Raw genomic sequence first — 25,508 nt, forward strand, 5'->3', positions numbered from 1 at the left:
GCGGGGGGGGGGGGCGCGCCCGGGGGGGGGGGCGGGGGGGCGGCCGGCCGGGGGGGGGGGGGGGGGCGGGCCCGGGGGGGGGGGGGGCCCGGGGCGGGGGGGGGGGGGGGCCCGCCCCGGCTTCGTCGGGGTCCGCTGCGCTGCGAGGATGTGAGTTCAGGAAGTTCAGCCGGCCAAAGCGGGCCGGCCGGGGCCGCGGGGGATTACACCTGTAGGGCGCGCCCCGGGAGAAGCAAGGGAGGAAGAACAGCATGGTGGTCACGCTCGCCAAGGGCGGGAACGTCTCGCTCACCAAGGCTGCGCCGAACCTGACGCAGGTCCAGATCGGCCTCGGCTGGTCCGCCCGTTCGACCACGGGCGCACCGTTCGACCTCGACGCGAGTGCCCTGATCTGCGGTAGCGGGCGAGTGCTCGGTGACGAGTACTTCGTCTTCTACAACAACCTGAAGAGCCCCGAGGGCTCGGTGGAGCACCAGGGCGACAACCTCGTGGGCGGCGACGAAGCGGGTGACGACGAGCTGATCCTGGTCAACCTGGAGCTGGTCCCGGCGCAGGCCGACAAGGTGGTCTTCGCGGTGTCGATCTACGACGCCGAGGCCCGGCTGCAGAACTTCGGCCAGGTCCGCAACGCCTACATCCGGGTGGTCAACTCCCTTGACGGCCAGGAGATCGCGCGCTACGACCTGTCCGAGGACGCGTCCAGCGAGACCGCGATGATCTTCGGCGAGCTGTACCGGTACGCGGGCGAGTGGAAGTTCCGCGCGGTGGGCCAGGGCTACGCCTCCGGCCTGCGTGGCATCGCACTCGACTTCGGCGTCAACGTACAGTAAGGGCGTAAATCGGACTTATCGCACCCAACCAACGATCATGAGAACAGAGGGCAGTGCGGGGGTGACCTGACCGGGTCCCGGCCCGGTCAGGCGTCTCGGGACGAGGCCGACCCCGGCACGGCCAGAATCCCGAAAGGTAGCCAACTCCCGTGTTCCTCCGCACATTCGGCTGGTCGTTCGCGATCACCGCCATCGGCCTGATCGCGGCCGGACTGCTCTGGGGAGCCCAAGGCTTCGGCATCGTGCTGATCCTCTCCATCCTGGAGATCTCCCTCTCCTTCGACAACGCGGTGGTCAACGCCACGGTGTTGAAGCGGATGAACCCGTACTGGCAGAAGATCTTCCTGACGGTCGGTGTCCTCATCGCCGTCTTCGGCATGCGGCTGGTCTTCCCGCTGCTGGTCGTCGGCCTCACCGCGAAGCTCAACCCGGCGACGGTGATCGACCTCGCGCTGCATTCCGACACGACCCACAACGGCCTCACCTACGGCCAGTACCTGGAAGCGGCCAACCCGGCCATCGCGGCCTTCGGCGGCGTCTTCCTGCTGATGATCTTCCTCGACTTCGTGTTCGAGGAGAAGGAGCACAACTGGTTGAGCTGGCTGGAGCGGCCGCTGGAGAAGGTCGGCAAGCTGGACGCCCTGTCCACGGTCGTCGCCCTGGTCGCGCTGGTGCTGGCCTCCCGCTTCTTCGCCGCGGAGCACGCCGAAACCGTTCTGCTGGCCGGTGTCCTCGGCCTGATCACCTACCTCGCGGTCGGCGGCCTCTCCTCGATCTTCGAATCGGGCCTGGAGGCGGAGGCCGAGCGCGAGGAGGAGGCCGAGAAGGCCGGCAAGTCGGTCGTCCAGGTGGCCGGCAAGGCCGCGTTCTTCCTGTTCCTCTACCTGGAGGTGCTGGACGCCTCGTTCTCCTTCGACGGCGTGGTCGGCGCGTTCGCCATCTCCAGCGACATCTTCCAGATCACCCTGGGCCTCGGCATCGGCGCGATGTACATCCGCTCGCTCACCGTCTTCCTGGTCCGCAAGGGCACCCTGGACGACTACGTCTACCTGGAGCACGGCGCGCACTACGCGATCGGCGCGCTGGCGGTGATCCTGCTGATCGGGATCAAGTACCACATCCCGGAGATCGTCACCGGGCTGATCGGCGTCGCCTTCATCGGGCTGGCGCTGGGCTCGTCCGTCCTGCGCAACCGGCGCGAGGGCGCGGCGGAGGAGAAGGAGCTGGTCGCCAGCGACCAGTAGTCGCCGGGCTGATCTCCTGCGGGCCGGGTGGCCCGCCGGGCAAGCGCAACGGCCGCCTCCGGGGTTCCGGGGGCGGCCGTTCGCGTTGCCGTCCGGGCGTGCCGTCCGCGCGTCGCCGTTCGGGCGGTGCCGTCTGGGCGTTGTCGCCGGGGCCTTCGTCGTTACCGGGGCGCCGGGATCAGCCGAGCTGCTGCTCGATCGCGCGCAGCTTGCGCTCCAGCGAGTCCAGCTTCGGCATCGACAGGGTGTCGTCGTCGGCCGTCAGGTCGACGGTGGAGCCGCGACGGGTCGAGACGGAGTCGCTCGTCGACGAGGAGTACGTCGAGGACGAGTACGTCGAGGAGGAGTAGGAGGAGCTGACCGCGGCCCGCGGGCGGCGGCCGGCGTCCAGGGCGGTCGGCTCGAACGAGTCGAGGGCGAACCGGTCGGTGGAGCTGTTGGTGGAGGTGGCGCTGTCGTCCCTGGCGGCTAGGGCAGGCTCCGTAGCGCTCGGGCCGTCTCCGGCCGCCGTGAGAGCGGGAACCTGACGCCCGCCGCGGGCCCGGGCGAGCATGCCGCCCTGGCGGGAGATGGCCTTCAGCTCTGCCCGCTCACGGCGGTCGGCGGTGCGGGCGCGGGCCTTGGCGTCCAGCTTCGCCTGGCGCTCCTCGCGGACCTCGTCGACCGCCTCGTCCAGGCTGCGGACGTTCTCCAGCAGCATCAGCGACCAGGCCGCGTAGGTCTCGCGCGGGGCGCGCAGCCAGCGGACGATGCGGATCTGCGGCAGCGGGCGCGGGACGAGGCCCTGCTCACGCAGGGCGGCCTTGCGGGTCTGCTTCAGCGCGCGGTCGAACAGGATCGCCGCCGAGATCGACATGCCGGAGAAGAACTGCGGGGCGCCGGCGTGGCCGAAGCCGCGCGGGGCGTGCACCCAGTTGAACCAGGCCGAGGCGATCGCGAACACCCAGACCAGCAGGCGGGAGCCGAGCGCGGCGTCACCGTGGCTGGCCTCGCGGACGGCGAGCACCGAGCAGAACATCGCGGCGCCGTCCAGGCCGAACGGGACGAGGTACTCCCAGCCGTTGGCCAGGCCCAGGTTCTCCTTGCCGAAGCCGACGAGGCCATGGAAGGAGAGCGCGGCCGCGACGCCGGCGCAGCAGAACAGCAGGGTGTACGAGGAGATTCCGTAGATCATCTCCTTGCGGCGGCGGCGCTCCTCGCTGCGCTCCCAGGAGTCGCCCACCTCGTCCTTCTTCGAGTTCTTGAAGCGCAGCGTCGCCATCAGGACGGCGACGAACAGCAGGGCTGCGCCGCCGACGACAGTCCAGACCAACTGTATGGAGGTCAGGTTCATTGCGGGTCGGGCCTCGGGTTTCCGCAGGGGACAGGTTCACAGTGCGACACAGGCGGTCAGGTCCCGCCGTGCGGGCACTGCCTGACGGTTCGTTCGTCTCCGCACGGCGTGCCCACCGCGCCCGCGCAGGGGCGGAGGGGACACCTGTGCGGCTAGACGATATCGCGTCCGAAGGGGCGGCATGTTACGGGAGGGCGGCTTCCTCGGGCCAATCGACCCACCGGTTGGCGTCGGGGGTGGGCGCGAACGGCCTTGCGGGGTAGGGGAATGGGGAGTTCGGGTATCGGTCGGCCGGGTCGATGCCCGATCATGGACCGGTCGATCGTCGATCGTCGACCGGCGGATCGTCGATCGGTGGATCGTCGGACCGCCGCACGGAGGCAGGGGGAGAGGACGGGATGGTCTCGATCTGGGAGTACCTGCGCGGGGACAAGAGCTACACCTTCGACAACCCGGGCGCGCAGCACAAGGTCACACTCACCAAGTCGGCGCCGCAGCACGCGATCACCGGTTCGGCCGCCACCACCGGCTACCTCTACGTCAACCTGCACTGGACCATGCGCTCGGGCGCCGCCCGGCCGAGTACCCGGGAGACCGTCAAGCGCTTCTTCAGCCCCCGGATCCTGAGCCCGCTGGAGCCGGACTCGCCGGGGGGCAACGAGCAGCTGAACGTCGACCTCGACCTGGCCTGCATGTACGAGCTCACCGACGGCACCCGGGGCGTGGTGCAGCCGCTCGGCGGCTTCTTCGGCGACCTGCGGGAGCCGCCGTACATCAAGCTCAGCGGCGACGACCAGTACGGGGCGCCGTCCGGCGAGACGATGTACGTCAACCTGGAGAAGAAGGACAAGTTCAAGCGGCTGCTGATCTTCGTCTACATCTACGACGGAACCCCGGCCTTCGAGCAGACCCACGCGGTGATAACGATCGTGCCGCAGACCGGGCCGCGGATCGAGATCAAGCTGGACGAGCGGGCCCGGGCGGCGCGCTCCTGCGCCGTGGTGCTGATCGAGAACGCGGGGGACAACCAGCTGACGGTGCGCCGCGAGGTGCGGTACGTCAACGGGTTCCAGGCGGACATCGACCGGCTGTACGGGTTTGGGATGCAGTGGCAGCGGGGGTACAAGGGCCAGCCGGGGGGCGGGGACTGAGCGCCCTCCCCCTCGGCGGGGCCGTGTCGAGCCGGCCCCGCCGTCCGGCGGGCGGCCGCCGGACGGGGCGCTGCGGCCGGCGGGGTGCTGCGACCGGTGGTGGCCTGCGGCGGGGCCGGAACCGCGGCTAGCGGGGCTGGAACTGCGGGCCCTGCGGGGGAAGGGCGAACTCCTCGACGCCCTGTGTCGGGGGCTGCGGCGGTACCGGCGGCTGCTGGCCGGTGCCGGGCTGGTAGTGGGCGCCGGGGTGCTGCTGCGGCGGGACGGTCGGCTGCTGTTGCTGGGGGTAGCCGTAACCGGTGCCGGGCTGCGGCTGGGTCGACGGCGTGGGCGGGTACGGCTGGGCGGGCTGCGGGTAGCCGTAGCCGGTCGCGGGCTGGTGCTGCGGGTAGCCGTACCCGGTGCCGGGCTGCGGCTGGGGGTAGCCGTACCCGGTGCCCGGCTGGGTCGGCGGCGCGGGCGGGGCCGGCGGGACGTTCGGGGGCGCGGTGGGCGGAGCCGTCGGCGGGGGCGTCATGGTCGGCGGGGCCGTGGGCGGCGGAGGGGGCGGCGGCGTCGCGGGGCCGCCCGCGGCCGCTGCCGGGCCGGTCGTCGGGTGCTGCGGCTGCGCCGGGGGCTGGGGCGTTGGGACGGCCGGGGACAGCGTGAAGGTGCCCGGCTCGGGCTGGGGCGCCGGGCGCCGCTCCGGCAGCGGGGTGGCGCGCGGGTCGACCGCGCCGGTGGGGCTGGCGGTGGAGGCGGGGGCCGGGGTCGGCGTCGGCTCGGGCGCGGCGGTCTCCGCCTCGTCGTCCACGGTGATGCCGAAGTCGGTGGCCAGGCCGATCAGCCCGGAGGTGTAGCCCTGGCCGATCGCCCGGAACTTCCAGGCCCCGTTGCGCCGGTAGAGCTCGGCCGCGACCAGCGCGGTGACGTTCTCGGCGTCGGCGATCGCGAACTCGGCGATCGGGGGCGCGCCCTCACCGGTCGCGGCGTCGAACAGCAGCAGCCGCAGTCCGGGGACGGCCCGGAACGGTCCGCCCTCGGAGGAGCCGGCCAGCACCACCCGGTCCACGTCGGCGGGCAGCTTGGCGAGTTCGACCTCGACCGTGTCGATGATCTCGGCGCCGCCGGAGGTGTGCTGCTTGGGCAGGTGGCGGACGAGTCCGGAGGGGTGGCGCGGCTGGTTGTAGAAGACGAAGTCGGCGTCCGAACGGACCCTGCCGTTGGCGCCGAGCAGCAGCGCGGACGCGTCCACGTCCGGCGCACCGGGCGTGGCGCTCCAGCGCAGCACGGCGCGGACCGCCGCCGCCGGCAGTGCGATGTTGGCGCCCTTGGCCATCACGTGCGTCATAGCGGACCATCCTGCCTGTTCGCCACCCCTTCGGACAACGTGACCGGGACCGCCCGGGCGGGGGCGGACTTTGCCAAGACTTGCGCCAGACCGAGGTTTGCCGTCACCTTCCGCGCGCCCCTCGCCGTGATAGCGAGTGATCATCCGGTGATCGTTCAAGCGGACCACGGGCTTCCGGGATGTTCCGGGAGTTCAGTGCCCGGGAACCGGGAACGGCCGGAAATCGTCCGTACGATGGGCGTCCGAAAGGCCCCCGGGGGTCCGGCGGAGGGGAGTCCGCCGGCGGTGCCTCCAGGTGAAGCGCCCAGGTAGAGCCGCTGGCCGGAGGCCGTCCACCCCCGAGGAGAGCACCTTGCGCCATTTCGGCCACCTCGCCGACGACGTCCGCGCCCGGCTGTTCCTGGAGCAGCCGCGGACGTTCACCGCGGACAGCGAGCCCGCGGTGCTCGCCACCGCCCTCGGCGGCACCCTCTACAGCCCCGCCACCAGGCCCGTTCTGGCCGCCGACATCCGCAAACAGGCCGCTCGGGGCGTGGTTTCGATGGTGCTGTGCCTGGAGGACGCGATCGCCGACCACGAGGTGGACGCGGGGGAGCGGAACCTGGTCGAGCAGTTGACCGACCTGGTTCAGGATTTCACCGACTATGCACAGGATCACCCGCTTCTCTTCATTAGGGTTCGTGCCGCCTCCCAGATCCTCGACCTGGCCGAGCGGCTCGGCCCGGCCGTCTCGCTGCTCAGCGGCTTCGTGCTGCCCAAGTTCACCCCCGAGGGAGGCGGCGCCTACCTGGCCGCGCTCACCGCCGCCGAGGCCGCGACCGGGCGACGGCTGTTCGCCATGCCCGTCCTGGAATCGCCCGAACTCGCTCACCTGGAGAGCCGGCGCGAGCAGCTCTTCGGCATCGGCGAGCTGCTCGCCGGGCACCGCGAGCGGGTGCTCGCCGTCCGGCTCGGCGTCACCGACCTCTGCTCCGCCTACGGGCTGCGCCGCTCGCCGGACCTCACCGCGTACGACGTGGCGCTGGTCGCCTCGGTGATCGGCGACGTGGTCAACGTGCTCGGCCGGGCGGACGGCACCGGCTACACCGTGACCGGGCCGGTCTGGGAGTACTTCCCGGTGCAGGAGCGGATGTTCAAGCCGCAGCTGCGCCGCACCCCGTTCGCCGCCTCCGGCGGCACGGCCCGGGCCTCCGGGGAGGAGGTCCGGCGCCGGATCATCGAGCACGACCTGGACGGGCTGATCCGCGAGCTCGAACTCGACCGGGCCAACGGCCTGCTGGGCAAGACCTGCATCCACCCCAGCCACGTCCCCGCGGTGCACGCGCTCTCCGTGGTCACGCACGAGGAGTACTGCGACGCCCACGACATCCTCCGCCAGGAGCAGGCCGGCGGCGGGGTACTGCGCTCGGCGTACACCAACAAGATGAACGAGGCCCGGCCGCACCGCGCCTGGGCGGAGCGGGTGCTGCTGCGGGCGGAGGTGTTCGGCGTGGCCCGGGAGGACGTGAGCTTCGCGGAGCTGCTGTCGGCCTGCCTATGCGGCTGACCGCCACCTGAACGCGTGATGGGAACCGAACGCGTGATGAGACCTGAGCACGTGAGACCTGAGCACGTGATCCGACGAGCACCATCGAAGGCGGGACCGGCAGTGACGACAGCAGAGCAGACATGGACCGGGCGCTGGGTCGCCGACCGGGCCGGGATAGCGCTGACCGGATCGGAGCGCCTCCCCGAACTCGTCGGCCTGGCCCTGCGGTCCGGCAACCCCCGGCGTGCCCACCTGCTGGTCTCCAGCGTGCTCGGCAAGCACGTCCCGCAACGGCCCGCGGTGGTGCACGGCACCGGGCTGGAACTCGGCCGCCGGGTCCGGGAGCTGCTCGGCGCCGAGGGGGCCGCCCGGGCCGTCGTGCTCGGCTACGCGGAGACCGCCACCGGCCTCGGCCACAGCGTCGCCGACGGCCTGGACGCCCCGTATCTGCACTCCACCCGCCGGCCGGTCCCCGGGATCGCCCCGCTCGGCGGCTTCGAGGAGGAGCACTCGCACGCCACCGCCCACCTGCTGCTCCCCGCCGACCCCGCACTCCTCAGCGGGGACGGTCCGCTGGTGCTGGTGGACGACGAACTCTCGACCGGTCGGACGGTCCTCAACACCATCCGCGAACTGCACGCCCGCCACCCGCGCGGCCACTACGTGGTCGTCGCCCTGGTCGACCTGCGCTCGGCCGAGGACCGGGCCCGGCTCGCCGGGGCCGCCGCCGAACTCGGCGTCCGGCTGGACGTGGTGGCCACCGCCAGCGGAGCCGTCGAGCTGCCCGGGGACATCGTCGAGCGGGCCGAGCGGCTGATCGCTGCGGCGCCCCCGGCGGTCGTACCGCCGAGGGTCGCCCCCGCCCCGCTGGTCCGGGTCGCGCTGGACTGGCCCGCCGGGCTCCCCGACGGCGGCCGGCACGGCTTCACCGCCGCCGACCGCGCCCGGCTCGACGCCGTACTGCCCGCGCTGACCGGGCAGTTGGCCGAGGCGCTGCCCGAGGCGGCGGAGCGGGTGCTGGTGCTCGGCTGCGAGGAGCTGATGTACGCGCCGCTACGGCTGGCCGACGCGCTCGCCGCGCGGCTCGGCGGCGACCGCGTCCGGTACTCCACCACGACCCGCTCGCCCGTCCTCGCCGTGGACGACCCCGGCTACGCCATCCGCACCCGGCTGGCCTTCCCCGCCCACGACGACCCGCAGGACGACGCCTCCCGCGAGCGCTACGCCTACAACGTCGCCCCCGGTGCCGACCCGGCCCGGCGCTTCGACGCCGTGGTGCTGGTGGTGGACGACGTCGCCGACACCCCCGCGCTGCACCGCGGTGAGCGCGCGCTGCTGGGCCAACTGCGGCAGGTCGCCGACCAGGTGGTGCTCGCGGTGCTGCCCTCGCACCGGCCGGTGCCGTCATCGTCGTTGCCGCCGTCGCGGCCCTCGTCTTCTCCGCCCTCGTCTTCGCTTCCCTTGCCTTCGCCGCTGTACGGGCCGGAGTTCTCCTCGTACCGTCCCGAGGAGGTGGCCTGGCTGCTCAAGGACCTCTCCGACGTCCGGCTCGAAGCCCCCACCGAGGAGCGGGAGGAGGCCGTCCAGAACGGCGGGGCGCACTACGCCGAGTCGCTGCCGGTCGAGTACCGGCCCAGCCCCGAGTACCAGGAGCTGTTCCACCAGGCGCTGCGCGGCTCCGCCGAGCGGATCGCGCTCGCCGTCGGCACCGTCGCCGAGACGCTGCTGCGCGAGCGCGGGCCCGGGCTGGTACTCGCCTCCCTGGCCCGGGCCGGGACACCGGTCGGCATCCTGATCCGCCGCTGGCTGGCCTTCGCCCACGACCTCGACGTCCCGCACTACGCGGTGTCGATCGTTCGCGGCCGGGGCGTCGACCCGGTCGCCCTGCGCTACCTGGCGGCCCACCACCGGGCGGCGGACGTGGTGTTCGTGGACGGCTGGACCGGCAAGGGCGCGATCACCCGCGAACTCGCCGACGCGCTGGTCGGCACCGGCTTCGACCCGGACCTCGCGGTGCTCGCCGACCCGGGCCGCTGCGTGCGGACCTACGGCACCCGGGACGACTTCCTGATCCCGTCGGCCTGCCTCAACTCCACGGTGTCCGGGCTGGTTTCGCGCACCGTGCTGCGGGCCGGGCTGATCGGCCCCGACGACTTCCACGGGGCCAAGTACTACGCCGAGCTGGCCGGCGGCGATGTGTCGGCGGCCTTCCTGGACACGGTGGCCGCCTGTTTCGCTGCGGTTCGCGGCTCCGCGGTCGAGGGGGCCGAGCGGCTGGCCGCCGACCCGGACCGGACGCCCGACTGGGCCGGCTGGACCGCCGTGGAGCGGATCAGCGCCGAGTACGGGATCGACAACGTCAACCTGGTGAAGCCCGGCGTCGGCGAGACCACCCGGGTGCTGCTGCGCCGCGTCCCCTGGCGGGTGCTGGCCCGGCGCGGCGCCGGCGCCGACCTCGACCACGTACGGCTGCTCGCGGCCCAACGCGGCGTCGCGGTCGAGGAGGTGGACGGACTGCCGTACACCTGCGTCGGCCTGATCCACCCCCGCTACAGTCGGGGCGCGACCGGGGCGAGCGGTCGGTCCGTGACCGGGAGGGAGTCCTGATGGGTGGCGTGGCTGAGGAAGTCCCGAGGGGCGGCGCGGCTGAGGAAGCCCTGAGGGGTGGCGTGGCCGAGGTGCTGGTGGCCAGCGACCTCGACCGTACGCTCATCTACTCGGACCGGGCCCTGGCCCTGGACGTCCCCGACCGGCTGGCGCCGCGGCTGCTCTGCGTCGAGGTACTGGACGGGCGGCCGCTGTCCTTCCTGACTGAGCGGGCGGCCTCGCTGCTGGAACGGCTGGCGGGCGAGGCCGCCTTCGTACCCGCCACCACGCGGACCGTCGAACAGTACCGGCGAGTCAACCTGCCCGGCCCGACGCCGAGTTACGCGATCTGTGCGAACGGCGGGCAGCTACTGGTGGACGGCGAGCCGGACCAGGACTGGCGTCGCGAGATCACCGCGCGGATCGCGGCCGGCTCGGCGCCGCTGGAGGAGGTGGTCCGCCACCTGGCGCTGTGCGCCGACCCCGAGTGGACGCGTAAACGGCGGGTGGCCGACGAGCTGTTCACCTACCTGGTGATCGAGCGCGACCGGCTGCCGGACGGCTGGCTGGCGGAGCTGGCCGGCTGGTGCGCCGAACGCGGCTGGCGGGTCTCGTTGCAGGGACGGAAGGTGTACGCCGTGCCGGAGCCGCTCGGCAAGAGCGCCGCACTCGCCGAGGCCGTCCGGCGCAGCGGGGCCACCACCGTGCTGGCCGCCGGCGACTCGCTGCTGGACGTCGACCTGCTGCTCGCCGCTCACGCCGCCTGGCGGCCGGGACACGGCGAACTGGCCGACAGCGGATGGACCGCCCCCGGCGTCACCGCCCTCGCTGAGGTGGGGGTGGCGGCGGGGGAGGAGATCGTCCGTCGGTTCCTGACCGCTGTCGTCCGACCGCCTACGGACTAACCGCAGCAACCGCCGCCGCAGCAACCGCCCCCCGCGGGCTGTTGCGGTGCGGCGCCGGCCGCACCGGCGGCACCGGTCACGGCGACGGTGGACAGCAGCTTCACCGTGTCCTGGTGGCCCTCCGGGCAGACGGCGGGGTCGTTGGCCTGCGCCATCGGGCGGCTGAGCTCGAAGGTGGCGCCGCAGGAGCGGCAGCGGAAGTCGTAGCGTGGCATACCGGCAGGGTACCGATGGGCGCCGTGGTCGGTGGCATGGTCACCGGTGTTCATCGATGGCCGAGGTCGCCGCGGATCATGCCGATCACCTGCGCCGCCGTCTCCCGGACCGCCGCCAGCTCGGTCAGGAAGTGCCAGTAGTCGGGGTGCCGGCCGGCCGCCTGCAGGGTCGCCACCGCCTGGTCCAGCCGGGCCACCGCCTGGTCCAGCGGGGCCGCGTGCCGCGGATCCGGCGCGCTGCGGCCCACCATCGCCAGGCGCTGCGCGTCCCGGACGGCGAATCGGGCCCGCTCGATCTCCCGGTTGGGGTCGTGCTGCACCTCGTTCAGCCCGCGCAGCCGCTCGTTCACGGCGAGCACCGAGCCGTCCGCGGTCTCCAGCAGCGCGCGGACCGTGCCGATCGCGGCCGTGGCGTCCGCCCAGCGCTGCTCGTCCCGGGCCCGGGCGGCCTCCGCGAGCTTGCGCTCGGCGGCCCGGCCGGTCTCCGCGACCTGCGCGGGCACCTGCTGGAGGTCCTGCCAGCAGGCCGTACTGAACCGGCGGCGCAGCTCGCTCAGCGCCGGCTCGACCGTCGCCGCCTTGGTCTCCAGCGCCTGGATCCGGGTCCGCAGGCTGGACAGCCGTCGGTCGAGCTCCCGGGCCCGCTCCGGCAGCTGCGCGGCGTCGGCGGTGACCGCCTCGGCGCGCTGCCGCACCTCGTCGGCGCGGCGCAGCGTGGCGGCCACACCGTGCCGGGCCGGGCCCTCGTTCAGCCGCCCCAGCTCGGGGGCCAGCTCGGCCAGCCGGGCCGCCAGGTCGTCCGCCCGCAGACCGGCGCCGCGCACCTCGTCCAGCGTGGTGGTGGCCTGCAGCAGCGCGCGCTTGGCCTGCTCGACCGCCGGGGTGACCCGCATCAGCTGCTGCTCGGCGTGCTGGAGGGTCGGCTGCAGACGGCGCAGGAAGTCGTTCAGCTCGGCGCGGGCGGAGCCGAGCTGGCCCTTCACGTCCTCCAGCAGGCGCCGGGCCCGGGCGGCCGAACCGGCGTCCAACGCCTCGCTGTCGAGGTCATGGGCGTCCAGGGCGGCCAGGTAGTTCACGGTGACCTGCTCGACCCGGCCGGAGATCGCCGGCAGCTCGGCCAGCGCGCGCTGCGCCGTCGCGTCGTCCTCGGCGGCCCGGACGGTCTCCACCGCGAGCCTCACCTCGCGCTGCGTCTCGTCCAGCTCGTAGAACGCCTCCTGCGCCGCGGCCCGGGCCTCCTTGGCCTCCGCCCGCACACCCTCCCCGCCACGCCGGCCCCACCAGCCGCCACTGCCGGCCGACGCCAGCGCGACCGCCCCCAACGCGCCCGCCAGCACCACCGGCAACACCAGCGCATCCCCGACGGCCCCCGCCACCCGACGCCGCCCCCGCCGCCCGCTCCCGCCGGCCACCGCCACTGCGCGCTCCCTGCTCCGACTACCCGCTGATCCGCGCCCATTCTCCCCGATCCGCCCCTCGCGAGGGCACCCCGGGCCTGCGCCTTCCCCGGCATGCCCGCCGCCTGCGTGGTGGGCCCCACCCCGGCGCTTCCGGCCCGCCCCGCGGGCGCTGCCCGCGCCCTCCACAGAGCCCACCCGGCCCCCGCCCGTCCGCCCGTGCCGCGACCACCCCCCGGGACCAGGTACCCTAGGCACTCGTCGTGCGCCCATCGGGCCACGTACGGGGGCGCGTAGCTCAGTGGTAGAGCGCTGCTCTTACAAAGCAGATGTCGGCGGTTCGAAACCGTCCGCGCCCACCCCGTGAACAGGTGAAACGCAGGCTGCGGCCCAGGTCAGGAGCATGATCCTGACCTGGGCCGCAGTTGTTCCGGCAGTCTCACCACAGTCTCGAACAGTCTCGCCACAGTCTCACTACGCGGGCCCGCCTCCTAAATTCCTCCCAAACGATCATGGGGAACCTGCAGGTCGGAGCCGCCATAACGTGGAAGCGCCCCCAACCGCCGCAGCGGCCTGGGGGCGCTTTCATGCCGAGGAAGAGGGGGGTCAGGCCTGCCCCGGCAGATTGCTCGGCCCCACCATGCGGCGGGTCCCAAGCGGTAGCGAGGTCAGTAGGATTCCTACGACCTCACGGTCCCCCCTCGTAGCGCCCGTTTCCGGCGGGCACTCCGTGGGGGCGTGCGGGGGCCCGGCCGGTCGGAGAGCAGCCGCCGGCCGGGCCTGTGAGTGCCTCAGCCGCCCCACGAGGAGTCGTTGACAGTCATGGGTGCCGCCGAGACCGTCAGGTCCGGGTCCGGGTTCGGCGGGGCAATGCCGCCCCAGCTGGAGTCCGCGACGGTCGGCCGTGCGCCGGACGGCGTGGTCGCGCCTGCCAGCACCGCTCCGGCGACAAGAGCGGCTCCGACTAGGGCGACAGCAGCGCGGCGGGCGATCCACGTGCGAGACATGGGACACCCCTTTCAGTGCTCGGGGAAGGTGTGCGTGAACTCTTAACGCGCACGTACTAGTGTTCGCGCGGGTTGTTGCAGCTTCAAGCGTTCTACGCGGGGTGACAGCTACACTTCCCACAGTGGAAGTCTGCTGATGGGGTGAAAGTGGACAATCGGGGCGCCGAGCTTGATCAAAACCTTCTCAGTTGGGAAGCCAAGCAGCTCTACCGCGGCCTGCTGGCGGGATCCAGCACGCTGCCTCAGCCCGGCAACGCGCTCGACGAACTCCTCGGTCTGAGGCTTGCTGCACCCGACCCGAACCGCCCCGGGCACTACGTAGCCCTGAATGCCTCTACGGCAGCCCTTCACCTGCAGAACCACCTTCAGAACCTCGGTAGCAGGTACCTGGCGCAGGCCGTATCTGTCGCCACCGACATGAACGATCTGATCGGCGCGTACCAGCTGGCTCGGCCGGTGTCCGACGGGGGCGCCATCGAGTACCTGGTGGGCTTGGACGTGATCCAGGATCGGCTCACGCCGCTCCTGGCGGCATGTGAAGCGGAGCTGTTCACTGCTCAGCCGAATGGCCCGCGCCCGGCTGCCCAGCTTGCTCTCAGCTATCAGCGAGACCTGGCCGTGCTCCAACGCGGCATCAAGATGCGCACCATCTACCACTACACGGCCAGGGGTGACGAACCGACCGCTAAGTGGGCGGCCACCGTAACGGTGCATGGCGCCCAGGTGCGTACGGTGCCGAACCGCTTCCCCCGTACGGTCATCATCGACCGCAAGGTGGCAGTCACCGCGGTGCTCACCCCATGGGAAGGGCCTGGGCCTGCGCCTGAAGAGCGTGCCCTCCTCATATGCGACGAGGCCGTGGTTCGATGCCTGGCGACCATGCTGGACCTGCTGTGGGACAGCGCCCTGCCGTGGGACGGGAGCGCGCTGGTCGAGATGACTTCGACTCAGAAGGCGATCGTGGAGGGCCTGATTAGGGGAAATGGTTTGGAGGTCATTGGCCGAGCCCTCGGCGTGAGCCGCCGTACGGTGTCAACGCACCTTGACCCCCTCCGTGAAGCGGTGGGGGTCGAGTCGCTAGCGCAGCTGACCTACTGGTACGGGAAGAACGAAGGCCACTACCGGGGGATCACTCCGGTCGGCGGATGACGGCCACGTGCTCCCGCTGGTTGGCCACGAAGGTCAGCCGGTACTCGCCGTCGGCCAGTAGGAAGTCCCGAACCCGGCCCTCGTCTCCGAGGAACCAGAGGTACGCGTCGCGCTGAGCCGGGTCCAAGGGCATGGTTGTGAGCGCGTTGCCCAAGGCTGCGATGGCGGCCGCAAGGTCGACGTGGCGCGTTTCGTGGGCGTCGATGGCGAGGGTGTGGGTGGTACTCAGGGTTTGCTCCCGGTTTGGTCCCCCCGGTTGCATGTACCAATCATAAGCGAACGGAAAGTCGAACAGATGGGGACTTTGGTATGCAGACTTTTGATCTTGGTCGGGCGAGCGTCAATGCGTGCCAACCCCGCCCCAGCGCCCACCAGACACCCGCCAGCTGCAGGAACGTCGCGAGGTCGGTGACAGGATCCGCTTCCTCCGGCGCCAGCGGGGTGTCAGCCAGGAGCGCCTCGGCGAAATGGTTGGCCGCGACCGGCAGTCGATTTCCAACTGGGAAAACGGGCGCACCCCACCCAGTCTCGACGACCTCGTGGCCATCGCTCGGGTGTTCGGCGTCGAAACATGGAGGCTGTTCTACGGGTAGCCCCAGCTAACCACGGAGCCAGCGGCCTACTCCTCGGGCGGCTCCGGACAGCCGACGTGGTCCGTGATCCAGTCGGTGTGTGAGGTGCGGATGCCGTCGAATCGGCCTCGGCCGTACCCATCGCAGTATCGGCAGTAGCCGGACGAGTTGGCCGTTTCCTCGGGATCGGCGGGCTTGCCGCCGGCCATGCTCATCGCTCACCAGTCGGCAGGTGTCGCGAGCAGGTGCAGTCGGTGGCGCCGCACATGCAGAGCAGTGGCGGGTCGCCGGCCTCGGCGGGGAGGCCGCCGGGGCAGCCCCAGTGGGCGCCCAGCTGGCACTCGGCGCTGACGTACCGGCCGGCCCGGCTGACGTCCAGGCGGATGACGATGGCGGCCGGCGCATCCGGCCGGGGTGCGACTGTGGTCATTGCGCCTCCATCTCAACGCACGCTCGGTGGGCCACCACAGGCCAGCCGAGCGGGGCAGAGCCCTCGCCGGTGGACGTGCGGACGTGGCCGGCGTCAACCAGCACTTCACCGGTACATCCAGGGCCGACGACGCAGGCCCGGCCGTGCAGCTGCTCGCCGGTCACTCTGATCTGCCTGGGTTCGCCGCCGGGTGGCCTGTATTCGACCAGCATCGTCATGTCGACCGTCATGGTGGAATCGTCGTCACCCGATGTGGGTCAATCCATATGCAGCTCTATATGCCTGACATATCGTCAACTCATGACCGAGACGTCACCATGGGCAAACCCGCGTCTGCGTGCCGCCTGGGCGCGGACCGATTGGGCTGCCATCCTGCGCGAGTACCGGCGAGCCGCCAACATCTCCCAGACCGCCCTCGCGGGCCTGGTCGGGCTGAGCCAGGCAGACGTCAGCCTCATCGAACGAGGGCGGCGCACGGTGCGCGAATCCGCCGTGATGACCCGGATCACCGAAGGGCTGAACGTGCCCCCCGAGCTACTGAATCTGAGCGCGTCTGCATCGACCTGGGCGCCAGATCCCGAACTCACCGAGCGTATCGCCCGCGCCCATACCACCGGCCGCACCGATATCCGCTCGGCCGACTGGATCGCCCGCGTCCTCGCCGAACACCGCCGAGCCGAGGACGACGGCGCCGGGGCCGACCTCTGGCCGGTCGTCCGCAGCCAGCTCGACACCGTCACGCGGCTCATCCCCGGGGCCTCCGGCCCGACGGCGGACAAGCTGCTGCTGCTGAGCGCTGAGCACGCGCACTGGCTCAGTTGGGTAGCCCATGGTCAGGGGGAATACGGTGCCGCGCTGGCATGGCTCGGAGTCGCGCACGGCTGGGCGCTGGACGCAGGCAGTGCCGACATGGCGTCCTGGATTACTCGCGTGCGGTCGTACTACCAGCTCGGCGCGGGTGACCCGGTTCGGGCCCTGCGGACAGCTGAGACGGCTATAGGGGGCGGCGCCGGCCTGTCGCCAAGCGCGGCCTCGATCGCGTCTCACACGGCGGCCATGGCGGCGGCTGCGGTGGGGGAGCGTGACCGCGCCCACCGGCTGGCGGATGAAGCCTACGAGGCAGCCCTGAGGACGCCGGATGAGGATGACCGGCCGGGCTGGCTGTACTGGCTGTCGCCCACCCGGGCGCGCCTGCTGCTGGGCGAGGCGGCCTACGCGGCACGGGACTGGCGGCGCGCCGCCGATGCACTCGGTGACGGGCTGGCCGAACTGGAAGGCTACCCGCGGGATGCCGCGTTCTACATGGCCAAGCTGGAGGACGCCCGACGCAGGGCTTAGGCTTCCGCGGTCGCCGCGTCGCGGAGCTTCACGATGACCAGGTCGTCCGGGTGCTCGATGCGCGCATACGCATCGGGATCGGTCTCGCGGATGGCCTCGCGCAGGGCCCGGTGGATGTACGCAATGGCTGGCCCGCACCCAGGTGTCGGAGCGGGGTCTACGACCCGAACACGGAGCGTCTGCCGGGCCGGCTTGACCTCATCATCCGGTTCGGCGATCACATAGTCGATCACGTACTCGAACTCGGCCTCGTTCGCGTCCATAGCGCCGAGTGTATGGGGCCTGTGACAATTAGTCAGCCCATGAACAGGGTGAAGCCGCATATCCCCCTAATGGGGCGTGGCAGTTCAGTAGGCGATGAGCGGAGCCACCGTCTGACCTGGATTGTCGGATGCCGGTCGTACGATGGCGGCATGCCCAAGCCTCTGCCGCTCCCCGAAGACGTGCTCCCGCTCCACGCCGCCGCACTGCAGGCCGACCGGGCGATGACCGCCACTCGGGAGGCAGGCGGCGACGTGGACGCCGCACGGGACGCGTACGTCGACCGGGCACTCGCCCTCCGCGCGCACCCGATCTGGGAAGAGGCCCGGGGCGCCGGCTGCTACGCGCAGACCTGGCAAGCCAGCCTCGACGCCGCGAAAGCCGCGCTCGACGGCGAGGCCACCAGCTGAAGCCGAGCACAACGAAGCGCCCCCGCCCTCCCGAAGGAGGGCGGGGGTGTGGTGGTTCAGGGGTGGAGTGCCGCGTACACGGCGGTGATGGCTCCGACGACTCCGCCGATGGCGCCGATGGTCGGCAGGGGCCAGCGGCCTCGCTTCAGGGCCTCGACCTCGGCACGGAGTTGAGCGATGTCGGCCTCGGCCTGGGTCGTCCGTGTCAGCGCGACGTCCAGCCGGCCGTTCAGGGTCGCGAACCCCGTTTCCATGGTGCCGCGGATCTGCTCCAGCTTGACGGCTACCTCCGTTCCAAGGGAGGTCGGGGGTGGCTCCGGGCTCACTCGCGGCTCGCGGTCGGCGGGACGGGCGGCGCCAGCGCCTCGACCGGGTCGGGCAGCGGCGCCTTCGGCGGGGTCATCTTCAGCCAGGACGGCATCCAGGCGTCGACCTGCGGCAGGGCGAGGATGCGGGTGATCGCGGCGGCGACCGCCAGGACCGTGCCGACACCGGGGAGAGTGTCCGGCAGGCCAGCGGTGCGGACGAGCAGCGGCAGGCCCGCGGCGAGCGCGAGGACGACGGCGAGGATGGTGCGGGCGGTGCGGCGGGCGGAGTCGGACATCAGGCCCCCTTGGCGGTGGTGTTGACGGTGAGGGTGATGCCGCTGGCGAGGGCCTGGGCCACGGCGGCGGGTGCAGCGTCGATCTTCTGGGACAGCCCCGCCACCCCCGCCGAGCCGAGCTTGTAGTCCAGGGCGGCGCCCATGCTGGACTGGCTGCACTGGTGGTACCAGTCGATCAGCCACTTCAGGTTGTCGTCGGCACCGTTCGGGGCCTGCCCGGCCAGGCCCTGGGCGAGCAGGTAGACGACCCGCTGGGCTACACGGTTGACGTCGTCGTCGGTCAGAGGCATGTCAGTCTCCTCGGTCGGGGGCGCGGTCGGCGCCGGAGCGGTGGTATCTGGCGCGGAGCCAGCGAATGAGAGGGCCCAGGCTCGGAGCTCGCCGACGCTGCCGAGGTGGCAGTAGTCGGAGTCGAGGGGCTGGTCGCTGTACTGGTGGAACAGCCATGGCGCCTGGATGCCGGGGTCCCCGGCGGAACGGCCGACAGTGGCGATCCACAGGAAATCGCCGTAGAAGCCGGTCGTGTCGACCTTCTTCCAGTAGTCCACGTTGGCGTACATGCCGACCGGGTTGTTCGGCATGCGGCTCTTGACGTAGCGGAGCCACGCTTCCTTGTAGGCGAGCTGAGCGGACCGGCTGACGTCCTGGTTGGCCGGGTCGTAGCCCTCCCAGTCCAGGACGATCAGGTCCCCGGGTCGCCAGTTCACCTGGGCGAGGAAGTAGTCAGCCTCTGCCTGGGGCGAGTTGGCCATGTGCGGGTAGTGGTAGCCGCCCCACACGAGGCCGCTGGCCTTGGCGTGGTCGCGCTGGGCGACCCAGCGCGGGTTGATGTAGCTGGTGCCCTCGGTGATTTTCGTGAAGACGAACGAGAGCCCCGAGGTGTCGGGCTGGGCGTCCTGGTAGCTGGCCCAGTCCTGGCCGTAGATACCCATCAGGCGGCTCCAGTCGGTGCGGTCGCGGGGGTCGCCCAGCCGGGCGGCAGATTCGGGGGCGTGGCCTGCACCGGCGTCCCGGACGGGATCGGTTCGGGGGTGCAGGTACAGCCGGAGGGCCCGGGCGCGGTGCAGGTGGTGGCGTGGACGTGGGCGGCGGCGTCGAGGGTGATGGCGTGGCTGTCGCAGGCGAATACGGCGAGGGTGTGGCCGGGGTCGGTGCGGCGCTTCCATTGGACGGCGGCTGAGTTGGTGCAGCCGGTGGCGGTGCAGCCGAGGACGAGCGCGGGGATGGTCATGCGTGCTTCCAGATGACGGTCATGCCGGTGGCGGAGGGGTTGGTGGCGAGGGCGCCGCCGGAGGTCTGGTAGGCGAATCCCTCCACGTAGTCACCGGCGGCGAGTTGGATGATGGCGGTGGCCTGGAGCGCGGCGGCAATGTCGACGCGGCTGTCGTCGGTTCCTGCGTAGCCGAGCTTGATGACGGTGCCGTTCTTGTGGATCTCCAGCGCTCTGGCGCCGTTGGCGTTGGCAACGAACCCGAGGGCGGCGGTCACCTGGTACCAGCCGGCGGCCCCGGCCTGCACGGTGTAGCGGCTGTTGTTGACGGTGTTGGAGTGACCGGCGTAGGTGTCGATCGTGGTGGTGTCGATGCCGATGGCGGTGACGGAGCCGTTGGGGATGCTCTGCGCGGCGGACTGGTAGCCCTGGAAAAGCGGCGCGTTGAGGAGGAACGTGAGCCCGTTGTACACGTTCGCGTTCCACAGGGCCCCGGTCTCGTAGCCGCCGGGTACGACGCTGGCCGGGACGGGGACGGGTAGGGGCATGGATCCTCCGGCGGTTAGTAGGAGAAGGCGGTGGAGTCGAACTTGGCGACGCTGTCCCAGGTGGTGGGGTCGGTGACGCCGGTCGGCAGCGGCTCGCACACCACATCGCCCGCCGTGTGGGCCTTGGTGGTGGCGGTGGTGAGGGTGAGGACAGCCGTGGTCCAGCCAGCCGTGGTGGCGCCAACGGACTGGATGGTGACGGTCTCCTGAGTGGCCGTGCCGAGGCCGAGGACGAGTTGCTGGCCGCTGCCGAGTTGGGCTGCTGCCGGGTTGGTGTTGTCCGCGCCGGCGTTGATGGTGACCGTGGTGACGCCTGCCGCCGGGGAGGTGGCGAGCGTCGTGTGGAACGAGGCGAACAGCCCGTAGGGGGTGGTGTCGACCGGGCTGAGCTGGAGTACCCACCGCGCGGTGTCGCGGCTCATGTCGGTCTGGATGTTCTCGACGAAGCACGCCAGGCTGATCAGACTGCCGTCGGCGCGGCGCCGGTTGACGGTCACCCTCATGCCGAGTTCGAGGTTGAGGCAGACGGGCCACAGCGTCGGGTTGGCGGCGGGGTTGAGGGTGATGGAGGTGATGCGCATCGCGGGCTGCCGGTACCTGCTGAGCAGGTAGTTCGCAGCGTCCTGCACCTCCAGCGCGGACTGGGAGTTGATGGTGCGGGAGGCGGTGCGGGGAAAGTACTGGTTGATGCTGGTGCTGTCCTTGGCGGTGAAGGTCTGGCCGCCGGACTGGGTGGTGGAGACGATGTTGGCGACGCGGGTGAGGTCGTAGTCCGTGCCGAGGCCTGGCTCGTACGGGTACTCGCCGGGCCCGTCGCCGAACGTGTAGGCCGACGTCACCGCGTTGTACCGGTCCGCGCGACTCTTGAAGACGACGTTTCCGGCGCGGTCGATGTAGTGGTTGCCGCCTTCGGTGGTGACGATGTCCTGGAGCAGCTGCAGGGCGGTGCCGCCAGCGGCGGGTCCCATGGCGGTGGTGCGGCCGGTCTGGATGGACTTGCCCGCCAGGTACCCGGCCCAGTACAAGACGCGGTTGTAGCGGCTGTCGGTGGACTCTCCAGCGAGCGCGCTCTTCCATGCGTTGTACATCGTGGTGAGGGTGGGCGAGTCGATGCTCGCGGCGAACGAGCTCTGGAACTCGGTGGCGTAGCTGATGTCGCCCTGCCAGGCGTAGAGGGCGCTGTTGCCCTGACGTGGATCTACGTAGCCGCCGATGACGTCGGAGATCAGGCCGGTGGGTGCGGCGGTGGCTGGCGCGACTGGGAAAGCGTTGGGGGAGCCGTCTACGGAGAGGACGGCGTACCCGGAACTGGCCGAGTACCCAAAGACTGCGAGATGCCAGTTGCCGTCCGCAAGGTTGGTGGGAGGGTAGGCGGTGAACGTGCCGGCGTTGGTGGTCGGCGAGGCGAGGGTGAGGTTCAGGTGGCCACTGGAGTCCAGGTAGAGAGTGGTGTGGCTGTTTGCCGCCGGGTCCGTCCGTCCGTCCTGGCAGACCCAGATGTTGGCGGCCTGTGAGATCGTGCCGCCGGTCCACCGGAAGGCGATCATCCTGATCCACTCGGCTGGGTTGGCCGGTCCGGTGACGCCGCCCTGCGATAGGGACAGGTAGGTCAGACCGCTGAAGAGATTGCTGCCGGGGTACTGGCCGACGATGGTGCATACGGTGCCGGTGGCGCCGGTGTAGGCGCCCCCGGGGCTGGCCGACGTGATTTGGGTGCCGAACGTCAGGGTCGCGGCCCCGTTGGCGCCGTTGGTGACGATGGCGGGCGGGCACTGGCCGGTGGTGTCCGCGGCGACGGTGGAGCCCTGGGGGTCGCTGAGGGGGTACATGAAGCGCAGGCCCTTGGCGATGACTTCCTGGGCGAAGGCTCCCTGGAGGGTGAGCTGAGAGAACGCCGCGAACACGTCTGTGGCCACGGGGCTCGTCAGGGCGTACTTGGGATCCGTCCAGGACTGCGGCCACCGCTCGATGAACCCGCCATACAGCGGGTACCAGACGCCCGGCTGCACCCACGCCGAGGCGCTGGCGTTCTTCTCCAGCTGCCATTCGTCGACCTGGACGGTGGCATTGGAGGCGGGTGCTGCGGCAACCGCGGCACCTACGGTGATGCCCATCGCTCCTGCGGGGAGGGTGGCCGTGCAGGTGATCTGGGTCCACGCTGCGGTGGCCGAGCCGGTGAGGGTCACGGTCGTGCCGTAGGCGTAGGCGGTGGGCGACGCACCAGCGGTGAGGTACCAGCCGACGTGGGCCTTGACCTGGACTGTGGTGCTCGGCGTGACGTTGCGGACGCGCAGTTGCACCGTGTAGGTGGCGCCGGGCTCGCCCGCAGGTTCGGAGGTGTGAAGGACGCGCTGCCCCGCGGTAGCGGCGCTGGAGACCGGGAACTGCAGGACGCGGCCGCCCCGGTAGGCGGTGGCGTCGGTGACGACCGATCCGGTTCCGGTGTCGCTGAACACCTGCGTGGAGTTCCCGTCGAGCGTGCCGAGGGGCCAGCCGCCGACGTCGCCGCCCGTGGCCTGGCCCTGGCTGAGACGATTGATGGTGGGCGGCCATTGCGCGCGGCGCCGGACCGGAACCATCGGTCGGACGAGGCCGGCGAAGGGGCTGGCCATGTTGGACGGGTCGAACGTGCCGTCGGTGTTGTCGAGCTGGAGCCGTAGCTCGCCGGCCCGGACTTGGTCGAGCTCGTACTGGCGGCCGCGGTTCTGGGAGATGGTGCCGCGGACGCGGCCGGTGATCTCCGACCAGCGGTTGCCGGAGATGAGGCCGCCGTAGGGCTGCCAGTAGGGTCCCCATGACTCCTCGACCACCGGCCAGTTCGGGTTCGGAGTGGTCATGGGGGCTCCTCCTGTCTAGCGGCTGTAGGACTGGTACGTGCCGACGTTGCGGGCGCCGTCGCGCAGGTTCTCCTGCCGGACGAGGTCGCGTAGGTCCCGCTCGGCCAGGACGGATCCCTGCACGGTGATGTGGGTGGTGTGCTGGACGATCTGGCCGGCACCGACGCCTGCGGGCAGGGACACGGCGGCCGGCTGCTGCAGGCCGTTGATGGTGCCCGCGTCGACGGCGGCCCCGGACAGGGCTGTGACCGCCGCGAGGGCGACGCCCGCGCTGGCCTGGACGCCGACGGCGATGCCCTCCGGGATGCTGGTGCCGACGTGGTCAGCGAACACCTTCGAGGGGCTGTTGATGCCGAGGAAGTCCGTCGCGGCCTTGAGCATGTCGCTGGCCAGGCTCTTGACCTTGTTCTTGAGCCAGTTCCAGCTGCCCTCTATGCCCTTGACGATGCCGTTGATGATCTCGGTGCCGACGTTGATGAACTTGCCGGCCTCCTCCTTGGCAGCATTCCAGGCCGAGGAGATGCCGCCTTTGACGGCCGAGGCGACCTTGCCCACGGCGGTGCCGACGGCATCCGCGGCTTTCTCGACCGGCTGAACGATCGCTTCGTAGACGGAGCGCCAGGCTGACCGGGCCGCATTCTCGATGCCGTGCCACTTGCCGGACAGCCACGCGGACGCCTCGCCCCACAGGCCGACGAGGTAGTCGCGCGCCTCGCCTGTGGGCTGGACGATCCAGGTCTGCACCTCCGCCCAGGCGCTCTGGGCGATCGAGACGACGCTGGCCCAGGTGCTGGAGAGGAAGTCGCTGACCGCGTGCCAGACGGTCATCACCGTGTCGATGATCTGCTCATGCCAGTGATTCCAGATCGCGATGAAGATCGCCAGAACCGGAAGAAAGATCACCAGCAGCAGCGGCCACCACTTCGCGAAGAAGTCGTGGATCCCGCCCCAGACCTGGGACGTGACGCTGACGACCCACTGCCAGGCCGCGACGATCGGGTCGGTGACGGTGTGCCACGCGGAGACGAAGAAGTTCGAGATGCCGTGCCAGGCGTCCTGGACGTGGCTGGAGACCCACTGCCAGGCGGCATCGGTCTCATCGCCCATCCAATGCCAGGCGGCCACGACGACAGCCGCCACCTCATGGCCGGCGCCGCGGATCCAGTCCCAGACCTGGCGCCAGTGCATCGCGAGCACGACGAGCGCCGCAACGAGGGCGACGACTCCGAGGATGATCCAGGTCACCGGGTTGGTGGCGGCCGCGGCAGCCATGGCGTACAGCTGGGCGGTCAGCGCGGCAAGAGCGAAGACGAGGACGCCGCCGATGGTGAACGCCGCAGCCTTGGCCGCCCCTTCGTGCTGTGTGAGCCAGCGGGCGCCGTCGGCGATGACCACGGCGACCTTCTCGGCGACGGGCATGAGGTACTGGCCGATTTGGATGGCCAGCGCCCCCGCCGAGGCTTTCGCCGAGTCCAGTTTCTGGTTGAAGTTCTGCTGGACGTCCGCCCAGCCCTCGATCGACTTGCCGCCGGCCTTGACGTGCTCGTTGATGCCTGCGGTGTTGTTCTTGAAGTCCTGCATGTGCGGGCCGGTCAGCTCGAGCGCAGCCATCATCGACTTGGTGCCGCCGACCATGTCCGCCAGGGCGCCGATGTAGGTCTGCTGATCGGGCTTCAGGTTGGCCAACACCTTCTGGTAGGCGTTGGTGTCCTTCGCCGCCGCACGCAGGTGCTCGATCAACACCGTGCCGGCGGGGCCCATCTTCGACTGGATGGCGTCGGTCAGCATCTCCAGTGTGCTGGCCAGGCCGTTCTTGCCGAGGTTCTGGGAGACCTCGACTGACGACAGACCCAGGGACCGCATCTCCTGAGCCGCTTTGCCCGACGGGTTGGACAGGTTGCCGATGGTCTGGCGCAGGTAGGTGGCCGCCACGTCGGCGCTGGTGCCCTGCGCGGTCATGGTGGCCATCGCGCCGAGGACTTCGTTGAGGCCGACGTGCGCGGCGGCGGCCGTCGGCAGGATCTTGCTCATGCTGCCGGCGAGGGCCTCGAGGTTGGTTTTGCCTTCGGATTCTGTCGCGATCAAGGCGTTCGTCGCCTCGGCCGACTGGTCCGCGCTCATCTTGTAGGCGTTCATCGCGGTCGTGGTCGCGTCTGCCACCGTCGAAAGCTCGGCGGCGCCGACCTTCGCGCCCATCGCGCTGTTCTTGAGCACTTCGAGCGCGGCAGAGCCGTGGTAGCCGGCCGACTCGATCTGGTAGAGCCCGGCGGTGAGGTGCTCGGTGCTCTGGCCGACTTGGCCGGCCATTGCGAGCACGCCGTTCGAGACCATCTGCATGTTCTCGGCGGCCTCGCCCGCGCCAGTACGGACACGGGTCATCTGGACCTGAAAGTCCCCGGCTGCCTCGATGGCGTGCTTGCCGGCCTCGAACGCCGCCACGCCGAGGCCGGCCAGGGCGGCTTTACCGAGCATGCCGCTGCGCTGGAAGGCGCCCGCGCCGGCGGCGTCGGCCTCGGCGAGGGCAACCTTCGTCTCCGCGACGGCGGTTTTGACGCCCGCGGAGCTGCCGATGAACTCGATGAAGACGGGAGGCAGGCCGCCCACGACTCACCTCCCACTGTTC

Annotated in this window: 26 protein-coding genes and 1 tRNA gene; 11 read left to right on the top strand and 16 right to left on the bottom strand. The window is 71.1% G+C overall.

Annotated features, from left to right (window positions below; genetic code table 11):
• Positions 1-251 precede the first annotated feature (251 nt).
• Together ACH4E7_RS06655 and ACH4E7_RS06660 are read left to right on the top strand one after the other, a co-directional pair.
• Positions 252-830, top strand: coding sequence for a TerD family protein (locus tag ACH4E7_RS06655; protein WP_396247904.1), 579 nt, complete (start codon positions 252-254; stop codon positions 828-830).
• Positions 831-979: 149 nt separating this feature from the next.
• Positions 980-2,074, top strand: a complete 1,095-nt coding sequence (locus ACH4E7_RS06660; protein ID WP_396247905.1) for a DUF475 domain-containing protein — start codon at positions 980-982, stop codon at positions 2,072-2,074.
• A 178-nt stretch (positions 2,075-2,252) separates the two neighbouring features.
• Here the strand turns inward: ACH4E7_RS06660 and ACH4E7_RS06665 are convergent, their stop codons facing one another.
• Complete coding sequence (locus tag ACH4E7_RS06665; RefSeq protein ID WP_396247906.1) at positions 2,253-3,407, bottom strand: DUF2637 domain-containing protein; 1,155 nt, start codon at positions 3,405-3,407, stop codon at positions 2,253-2,255.
• Between the two features lie 398 nt (positions 3,408-3,805).
• Between ACH4E7_RS06665 and ACH4E7_RS06670 the strand changes: the two genes are divergently transcribed.
• Positions 3,806-4,558: a Tellurium resistance gene (locus ACH4E7_RS06670; RefSeq protein ID WP_396247907.1), complete on the top strand. Its 753-nt coding sequence runs from the start codon at positions 3,806-3,808 to the stop codon at positions 4,556-4,558.
• Positions 4,559-4,685: 127 nt separating this feature from the next.
• On the opposite strand, the gene ACH4E7_RS06675 is transcribed toward ACH4E7_RS06670, so the two are convergent.
• Positions 4,686-5,888, bottom strand: a complete 1,203-nt coding sequence (locus ACH4E7_RS06675) for a TerD family protein (protein WP_396247908.1) — start codon at positions 5,886-5,888, stop codon at positions 4,686-4,688.
• Between the two features lie 352 nt (positions 5,889-6,240).
• On the opposite strand from ACH4E7_RS06675, the gene ACH4E7_RS06680 reads away from it, so the two are divergent.
• The 3 genes from ACH4E7_RS06680 to ACH4E7_RS06690 all read left to right on the top strand — a co-directional run bounded on the left by ACH4E7_RS06680 (position 6,241) and on the right by ACH4E7_RS06690 (position 10,907).
• Positions 6,241-7,434 carry an HpcH/HpaI aldolase/citrate lyase family protein gene (locus ACH4E7_RS06680; RefSeq protein ID WP_396247909.1) on the top strand — a complete coding sequence of 398 codons (1,194 nt, stop codon included), beginning with the start codon at positions 6,241-6,243 and terminating at the stop codon, positions 7,432-7,434.
• 36 nt (positions 7,435-7,470) lie between these two features.
• Positions 7,471-10,023 carry a phosphoribosyltransferase gene (locus ACH4E7_RS06685; protein WP_396247910.1) on the top strand — a complete coding sequence of 851 codons (2,553 nt, stop codon included), beginning with the start codon at positions 7,471-7,473 and terminating at the stop codon, positions 10,021-10,023.
• A 62-nt stretch (positions 10,024-10,085) separates the two neighbouring features.
• Positions 10,086-10,907, top strand: coding sequence for an HAD family hydrolase (locus ACH4E7_RS06690; RefSeq protein WP_396248225.1), 822 nt, complete (start codon positions 10,086-10,088; stop codon positions 10,905-10,907).
• Here the strand turns inward: ACH4E7_RS06690 and ACH4E7_RS06695 are convergent.
• Both ACH4E7_RS06695 and ACH4E7_RS06700 read right to left on the bottom strand, forming a co-directional pair.
• The gene (locus ACH4E7_RS06695; RefSeq protein WP_355669388.1) at positions 10,904-11,122 is read right to left on the bottom strand and encodes a zinc ribbon domain-containing protein; all 219 of its coding nucleotides are present in this window, start codon (positions 11,120-11,122) and stop codon (positions 10,904-10,906) included. The two genes, ACH4E7_RS06690 and ACH4E7_RS06695, sit on opposite strands and share 4 nt — an antisense overlap.
• Before the next feature lie 50 nt (positions 11,123-11,172).
• Complete coding sequence (locus ACH4E7_RS06700) at positions 11,173-12,471, bottom strand: hypothetical protein (RefSeq protein WP_396247911.1); 1,299 nt, start codon at positions 12,469-12,471, stop codon at positions 11,173-11,175.
• 335 nt (positions 12,472-12,806) lie between these two features.
• Here ACH4E7_RS06700 and ACH4E7_RS06705 point away from each other — a divergent pair.
• Positions 12,807-12,878: transfer RNA gene (locus ACH4E7_RS06705), tRNA-Val, on the top strand.
• A 432-nt stretch (positions 12,879-13,310) separates the two neighbouring features.
• Here the strand turns inward: ACH4E7_RS06705 and ACH4E7_RS06710 are convergent.
• A complete protein-coding gene (locus tag ACH4E7_RS06710) occupies positions 13,311-13,526 on the bottom strand; it encodes a hypothetical protein (RefSeq protein ID WP_396247912.1) in 216 nt (71 codons plus the stop codon).
• A 141-nt stretch (positions 13,527-13,667) separates the two neighbouring features.
• Here ACH4E7_RS06710 and ACH4E7_RS06715 point away from each other — a divergent pair, with 141 nt between their 5' ends.
• The gene (locus ACH4E7_RS06715; protein ID WP_396247913.1) at positions 13,668-14,675 is read left to right on the top strand and encodes a LuxR C-terminal-related transcriptional regulator; all 1,008 of its coding nucleotides are present in this window, start codon (positions 13,668-13,670) and stop codon (positions 14,673-14,675) included.
• Here the strand turns inward: ACH4E7_RS06715 and ACH4E7_RS06720 are convergent.
• Positions 14,656-14,802 carry a hypothetical protein gene (locus tag ACH4E7_RS06720; protein ID WP_396247914.1) on the bottom strand — a complete coding sequence of 49 codons (147 nt, stop codon included), beginning with the start codon at positions 14,800-14,802 and terminating at the stop codon, positions 14,656-14,658. The genes ACH4E7_RS06715 and ACH4E7_RS06720 overlap by 20 nt on opposite strands.
• A 220-nt stretch (positions 14,803-15,022) precedes the next feature.
• Between ACH4E7_RS06720 and ACH4E7_RS06725 the strand changes: the two genes are divergently transcribed.
• Entirely contained in the window at positions 15,023-15,268 is a 246-nt protein-coding gene (locus ACH4E7_RS06725) for a helix-turn-helix transcriptional regulator (protein ID WP_396247915.1), read from the top strand.
• A gap of 190 nt (positions 15,269-15,458) precedes the next feature.
• Here ACH4E7_RS06725 and ACH4E7_RS06730 read toward each other — a convergent pair whose 3' ends face one another.
• Positions 15,459-15,677: a hypothetical protein gene (locus ACH4E7_RS06730; protein ID WP_396248235.1), complete on the bottom strand. Its 219-nt coding sequence runs from the start codon at positions 15,675-15,677 to the stop codon at positions 15,459-15,461.
• The gene (locus ACH4E7_RS06735; RefSeq protein WP_396248236.1) at positions 15,674-15,907 is read right to left on the bottom strand and encodes a hypothetical protein; all 234 of its coding nucleotides are present in this window, start codon (positions 15,905-15,907) and stop codon (positions 15,674-15,676) included. Before ACH4E7_RS06735 ends, ACH4E7_RS06730 begins: the two co-directional genes overlap by 4 nt.
• A gap of 70 nt (positions 15,908-15,977) precedes the next feature.
• Here ACH4E7_RS06735 and ACH4E7_RS06740 point away from each other — a divergent pair, with 70 nt between their 5' ends.
• Positions 15,978-17,015 carry a helix-turn-helix domain-containing protein gene (locus ACH4E7_RS06740; protein ID WP_396247916.1) on the top strand — a complete coding sequence of 346 codons (1,038 nt, stop codon included), beginning with the start codon at positions 15,978-15,980 and terminating at the stop codon, positions 17,013-17,015.
• On the opposite strand, the gene ACH4E7_RS06745 is transcribed toward ACH4E7_RS06740, so the two are convergent.
• The gene (locus ACH4E7_RS06745) at positions 17,012-17,278 is read right to left on the bottom strand and encodes a hypothetical protein (protein WP_396247917.1); all 267 of its coding nucleotides are present in this window, start codon (positions 17,276-17,278) and stop codon (positions 17,012-17,014) included. The two genes, ACH4E7_RS06740 and ACH4E7_RS06745, sit on opposite strands and share 4 nt — an antisense overlap.
• A 150-nt stretch (positions 17,279-17,428) precedes the next feature.
• Between ACH4E7_RS06745 and ACH4E7_RS06750 the strand changes: the two genes are divergently transcribed.
• Positions 17,429-17,686: a hypothetical protein gene (locus tag ACH4E7_RS06750; protein ID WP_396247918.1), complete on the top strand. Its 258-nt coding sequence runs from the start codon at positions 17,429-17,431 to the stop codon at positions 17,684-17,686.
• A 56-nt stretch (positions 17,687-17,742) separates the two neighbouring features.
• Here the strand turns inward: ACH4E7_RS06750 and ACH4E7_RS06755 are convergent, their stop codons facing one another.
• The 7 genes from ACH4E7_RS06755 to ACH4E7_RS06785 form a co-directional block, all read right to left on the bottom strand.
• Positions 17,743-17,940, bottom strand: coding sequence for a hypothetical protein (locus tag ACH4E7_RS06755; RefSeq protein WP_396247919.1), 198 nt, complete (start codon positions 17,938-17,940; stop codon positions 17,743-17,745).
• A 68-nt stretch (positions 17,941-18,008) separates the two neighbouring features.
• Positions 18,009-18,290, bottom strand: a complete 282-nt coding sequence (locus ACH4E7_RS06760; protein WP_396247920.1) for a hypothetical protein — start codon at positions 18,288-18,290, stop codon at positions 18,009-18,011.
• The gene (locus ACH4E7_RS06765) at positions 18,290-19,222 is read right to left on the bottom strand and encodes a glycoside hydrolase family 25 protein (RefSeq protein WP_396247921.1); all 933 of its coding nucleotides are present in this window, start codon (positions 19,220-19,222) and stop codon (positions 18,290-18,292) included. Before ACH4E7_RS06765 ends, ACH4E7_RS06760 begins: the two co-directional genes overlap by 1 nt.
• Positions 19,222-19,521 (bottom strand): hypothetical protein, encoded by a 300-nt coding sequence (locus ACH4E7_RS06770; RefSeq protein ID WP_396247922.1) that lies wholly within the window; start codon positions 19,519-19,521, stop codon positions 19,222-19,224. The genes ACH4E7_RS06765 and ACH4E7_RS06770 overlap by 1 nt, the downstream gene beginning before the upstream one ends.
• A complete protein-coding gene (locus ACH4E7_RS06775) occupies positions 19,518-20,048 on the bottom strand; it encodes a hypothetical protein (RefSeq protein ID WP_396247923.1) in 531 nt (176 codons plus the stop codon). The genes ACH4E7_RS06770 and ACH4E7_RS06775 overlap by 4 nt, the downstream gene beginning before the upstream one ends.
• Positions 20,049-20,062: 14 nt before the next feature.
• Positions 20,063-22,885, bottom strand: coding sequence for a hypothetical protein (locus ACH4E7_RS06780; protein WP_396247924.1), 2,823 nt, complete (start codon positions 22,883-22,885; stop codon positions 20,063-20,065).
• Between the two features lie 15 nt (positions 22,886-22,900).
• Positions 22,901-25,489 carry a phage tail tape measure protein gene (locus ACH4E7_RS06785; protein ID WP_396247925.1) on the bottom strand — a complete coding sequence of 863 codons (2,589 nt, stop codon included), beginning with the start codon at positions 25,487-25,489 and terminating at the stop codon, positions 22,901-22,903.
• Between the last annotated feature and the right edge of the window lie 19 nt (positions 25,490-25,508).

The sequence above is a fragment of the Kitasatospora sp. NPDC018058 genome, from assembly GCF_044327205.1.
In the GTDB taxonomy this organism is placed as follows: Bacteria; Actinomycetota; Actinomycetes; order Streptomycetales; family Streptomycetaceae; genus Kitasatospora.